The 5,043-nt window shown below is 72.8% G+C and carries 3 protein-coding genes; all 3 read right to left on the bottom strand.

The window, feature by feature from the left end; all coding sequences use genetic code 11:
- A partial coding sequence (locus ACWD5Q_RS35090; RefSeq protein ID WP_451431120.1) for a hypothetical protein occupies window positions 1–242 on the bottom strand: 242 nt, incomplete at its 3' end.
- A gap of 49 nt (window positions 243–291) precedes the next feature.
- Complete coding sequence (locus ACWD5Q_RS35085; RefSeq protein ID WP_451431119.1) at window positions 292–3,096, bottom strand: helix-turn-helix transcriptional regulator; 2,805 nt, start codon at window positions 3,094–3,096, stop codon at window positions 292–294.
- Window positions 3,097–3,294: 198 nt separating this feature from the next.
- Window positions 3,295–5,043 (bottom strand): acyltransferase domain-containing protein (locus ACWD5Q_RS35080; protein WP_451431118.1); only part of this gene is annotated, 1,749 nt, incomplete at its 5' end.

Here is a 5,043-nt window from a genome sequence, read left to right as displayed (position 1 = left end):
GCCGCGTCACACACGACATCCACATCCACCGCCTCGACCCCGAGGAGAAGATCAACGCCGAGCTGCAAAAGGCCGCTTAGGAAGCGACGTTGGGTGCGGGCCGGACGTGTCCACCGCCCGCCCGTCCGGCGCATGACGTTCTCCGGTCGCTCCCGGGCAACAGTGGCACCCGGAGAATCAACAATCTTTGCTTCACAATGGGTTCCCCAGGAACGCACATAGACTGCCGTCCATTTCTGCATAGCTGTCGCGGTCCGAAGAAGGAGGCCGGAAAAAACGGGTGGGGCACGGTCAACGGGTAGCTGTCGGAGCCGGGGTCAGGGCGGCGGCCAGTTCGTCACGGCCATTTATACCGAGCTTTTGGTAAACGTTGGTGAGATGGAACTCGACGGTACGCTGCGTGAGAAACAACATTTCGGCGATCTGTCGGTTGGTGGCTCCGCCCGCGGCCTTTTCGGCCACCTGGCGTTCGTTTCCGCTCAGGGCCGCGGTCCGTGATTCGGTGCTGCGCCTGAGCCGTCCGCCGGCCTCCGAGAGGGCGGGCAGCGCCTGGTCGAGCAGGAGCCGGTCGCCGCACAGGACGGCGATGTCGATTGCGCGGCGCAGCCGTTCCCGGGCGCGCCCGCTGTCGTCGCGGGCGAGGAGCATGCGGCCCAGTTCGTATTCGGCGCGGGCGTGTTCCAGGCGGCCGGGGGTGCCGTCGAGCAGGCGGACGGCCTCGGTGAGTTCGTCGATGCCGGGGTCGCCGGGGGTGAGGATCCCGCGGGCGTGGGCGAGCATGCCACGCGCTCGCGGGGTGCCCCAGCGGTGGACGGCGGGGGCGACCCGCGCCACCAGGTCCAAGCCCTCGCCGGGACGCCCGAGTCGGGCGAGCACCTGGGCGGCGTCGTACCACCAAGGGGCCAGGACGGGGCTGCCGATACCGGCCCTTTCGAGGCTTTCGCCACAGGTCAGAAGGTAGTCGAGGGCACCTTCGAGGTCGCCGAGGGCGGCCCGGGCGCGGGCCCGAACATGCAGGTAGGTGTGGTATTCGAGGGTGAACCGGTCGAGGCGGGGCCGGTCGACGCGGTCGAGCAGTTCCTCGGCGCGGCGGGCCTCGCCGCGGTGCACGAGGGCCGCGGCGAGGATGCTGCTGGGGCCGACGGCGCCGGGCATGTCCAGGTCGCGGCAGACCAGGTCGTAGGCGAACTGGGCGTCGGACAGGGTCTGCAGGATGTTCCCGGCCCACAGGTGGACCTGCGCGCGGGTGGTGGAGGCGACGGCGCAGGTCCATATCTCGCCGCGGCGGGTGGCGTGGTCGAGGAGCGCGGTGAGTGCCGCGTCGACGGGCTTGATCTCGTCAGCGAGATAGAGGGCGAGGCTGGAGCCGAGGGCGCCCCAGCCGCCCAGGGAGATGTCGCCGACGCTCAGGACCAGTTCGGCGGCGGGTACGAGGTCGGCGGCGGGGCGGCCCTCCAGGGTGCCCAGCGCGCACAGCATGCCCAGCAGCAGCCGTTCCTCGGCGGTCTCCCCGGCGGGCAGCGGATGGCCGGCGAAGCGCTCGCCGACCCGCCGTACGGTCGACTTCTCGTCGAGGCCGGAGACCAGCACCATGGCTTCCACACGGGTGCGCAGCGCCCGGTCGGCGGGCGTGTCGCCGAGTTCGGTCTCGCACAGCACCAGGGTCTCGGTGACGAGTTCGAAGGCGCGCAGCGAGCTGTACGCGCCGAGCGCTGTGATCACGTACTGGAGGACGAGGCCGCAACGGGTGCGCGGTTCGGTCACCAGGGACAGGGCGTGTTCGAGCCGGGCGAGGGCGGCGCGCGGGTCGCTGTGGGCGGTGGCACGGGCGGCGGCGGACAGCAGGCCGGCGTCGTCGGGATCGTGGCGCAGGGCGAGGTCGAGGTACCGGCCTGCGGTCGCGGGGGCACCGCGCTGTTCGGCGCCGCGCGCGGCGGAGCGCAGCGCGGTCACCATCCAGGGCTCGGGGATCTCGGGCAGGTGCAGCAGCTGGACGGCGACCTGATCGGCGGGGCTGCCGGAGTCGTTGAGCAGCCGGGCCGCGCGTTCGCGCAGGGCCGCCAGCTCGTTCTCGGGGGTGTCGGCGAGGACGGCCTGGCGGATGAGGTCGTGCCGGAAGCCGAGGGAGTCGGGGCGCAGCAGGCCGGCCTCGCGCAGCGCGTCGACGGCGCTGCCCGCGGGACCGGGCCGGGTCCGGGCCAGGGTGGCGACCATGTCGAGGTCGTCGGTCTCCAGCACGGCGATCGCCCTGGCCACGGCCCGCCGGTCCGGGGTGAGGCGGTCGAGATGGAAACGGGCCAGCGTCTCGGCGTCCGTTGTGGCCGTGGAGGGTTCGTCGAGTTCGGCGGCCAGCGTCTGCACCAAGAGGGGGATGCCGCCGGTCAGTTCGGTGCAGCGGGTCACCAGGGCCGGTGCGGGGGCGGTGCCGAGGACGGTGGCGAGCAGGTCACGGATCGCCTCCTCGGGCAGCGGGGCGACGTCCACGGTGAGGCAGTTCGCGGCGTCGGCCATCTCGTCCAGCACATCGGGGCGTTCGGTCCCGGCCGCGCTGCGCAGCGTCATGAACAGGACGACGGGCAGGTCGTCGGCACGGCGCAGCAGGAAGCCGAGCCAGCGCAGGGACGCCTCGTCGCACCACTGGACGTCGTCGACGGCGAGCACGACGGGCCGCCGGGCGGCGAGGGAGGCGGTGAGCCAGTACAGGCCGTGCATGACGGAGTAGCTGTCGGCGGGCGCGCCCCCCGCCCCGTGGCCCGGGGTGAGGGCGGGCAGTGCGAGGCCGGCGCTGCCGTCCAGCAGCGAATGGTCAGCGCAGTCCTCGGCGGTCAGCCGCAGGGGGGCGAACAGCGTCCGAACGGCCTCATAGGCGCCTGCGCCGGTCTCCTGGCACTTCACGGTGAGGATCTGGGCGTCGCCCGCCAGCTCGTCCAACGCGGCGCGCATCAGACTGGTCTTGCCGATGCCGACGGGGCCACGCAGCAGTACCGCCCGTCCCTCGGCCATCCCGTGGAGGTGTTCCCGTATGAGCGTCAGCTCCAGGTTCCGGCCGACGAGTCCGGGCCGGCAGGCCGCCTTCGGTCTGCTGGGTGAGGCCACCGATACTCCTGAACTGCAGTTCCCTGCATAGGGGTTGGCTGAGTTGGTCCCTACCAGGTCGCGCTTGCGCGATCATACGCGCGGATCTTGCCCTGGCCGTGGTGATCGCAAACGGTCCCGGCGGCGACGCAGCCGGTTCCGCACAGCGCGTTCACCGCTTGCTCGGTGCGATGCGCCCACCTCCTCCGCCCGGCCCGCTCAGCGGTCGAGCAGCCAGGTGTGTACGGTCCGGGCCGTGGTCTCCGCGTCGCCGTCGAGCAGGGTGGCATGGTTGCCGGGGACCTCGACCGCCTCGTGCGGCAGCGGCCAGGACGGGCGGTCGGCGCCCATGAGCAGCGCGGGATCGTGTTCGGCGGCGGCGACGAACAGGGTCCGCCCGGACGCCTCCTCACCCGTGGGCCGCCAGCCGGTGAACAGCCGGCCGTAGTGGGCGGTCGCGGTGAGCTGGTCGACGTCGACGGGGACCTCCGGGAACTCCTCCATCAACCGGCAGGACGTGCCCACCATCGCCAGGGCGAGGTCCTGTTCGGCCGGGGCCGGGGAGTCCAGCAGCACCAGGGCGCTGGGCGGTGCGCCCGCCTCGGAAAGCGCGGCATCGAGGAGGTGGGCGAGCCAGCCGCCCGAGGAGTAGGCGACGAGGGCCGGCGGCTTGTCGCCGAATGCGTCGAGCACCGTCCGCGCCAGCCGTGCCGCGGCGGCCTCCGGGCGGTCCGGCAGTGGCTCGCCCGGCGCGTAGCCGGGTGTGGGCAGCACCCACACGTCCCGGACGCCTTCGAGGGCGGCGGCGAAGCGCGCGTACTGGTACGGAGTGGACGGGGCGACGAGTGAGGGCAGGCACAGCAGGGTGTCGCCCTGGGTGCCGGTGGCCAGGCGCACGGGGCGGCGTGCGGGCCGCTCGTCATCGGGACGCGTCGCGGCGGCCAGGTCCAGCAGGTCGAGCCCCTTGTCGTACAGGTGCCGCTCGAACGCGTACCGCACGAGTGCGGTGACCGGGTCGGCCGCGTGCGGTCCCTCGCGCGTGTCACTTCCCTCCCGCAGGGCCAGGAGGGCGTTGACGTGCGCGGCCAGGGCGTGGGGGGTGGCATGGTCGTAGAGGGCTCCGGTCGGCAGATCGAGTCCGCAGGCCCGGTTGATCCGGTTGCGGAGGTCGGCCAGCGACAGTGAGGTGAAGCCGAGTTCCATGAACCGCTGCGTGACGCCGACCTCGGTGAGGTCGGCATGACCGAGCACATGGGCCGCCTGGGACACGATCACCTCCACGACCGCCTGCTCGCGCCCGGCCGCCGGGAGCGCCCGGAGCCGGTCGCCGGGCGCGTGCGCCGCGTCCGGTACGTCGTTCTCCCGCGCGGTGCCGAGCAGGTCGGGCACGCTGTTGTCCCCGGCGTGGTCGGGCAGCCAGTAGCGGCGGCGGCGGAAGGCGTACGTCGGCAGGTCGACCCGTCGCGCGCCGGTCCCGTCGAACACCGCCGCCCAGTCGACGTCCGTGCCGCGCACGAAGACCTCGGCGAGTGCCGTCAGCAGCGCGTCGGTCTCGGCGCGGTCGCGGCGCAGCACGCTCACGGCCACGGCGGTGTCCGTGGGGGCCTGGGCGGTGAGGACGGGGTCGGGCCCGATCTCCAGCAGCCGGGTGGCACCCTGAGACGTCGTGAGAGCGGCAAGGGCGTCATGGAAACGCACCGGCCGGCGAATCTGCTCCGCCCAGTACGCGGCACTCGTCCACTCCCCCGCCTCCACCACCCGCCCGCTCACACTGGACACCGCCGGCAGCACCGGCTCCCGGTACGACACCCCCTCCGCGACCGCCGTGAACTCCTCCAACACCGGCCCCATCAACGGCGAGTGAAACGCATGGCTCACCCGCAACCACGTCGCCCGCACCCCACCCTCCCGAAACACACCCACCAGCGCGTCGACGGCCTCCCGCGCACCCGACACCACCACCGAACG

It is taken from the genome of Streptomyces sp. NPDC002513, assembly GCF_053595355.1.
Note: the sequence above shows the minus strand (reverse complement) of the source record. Positions and strands in the feature narration are given on the sequence as shown.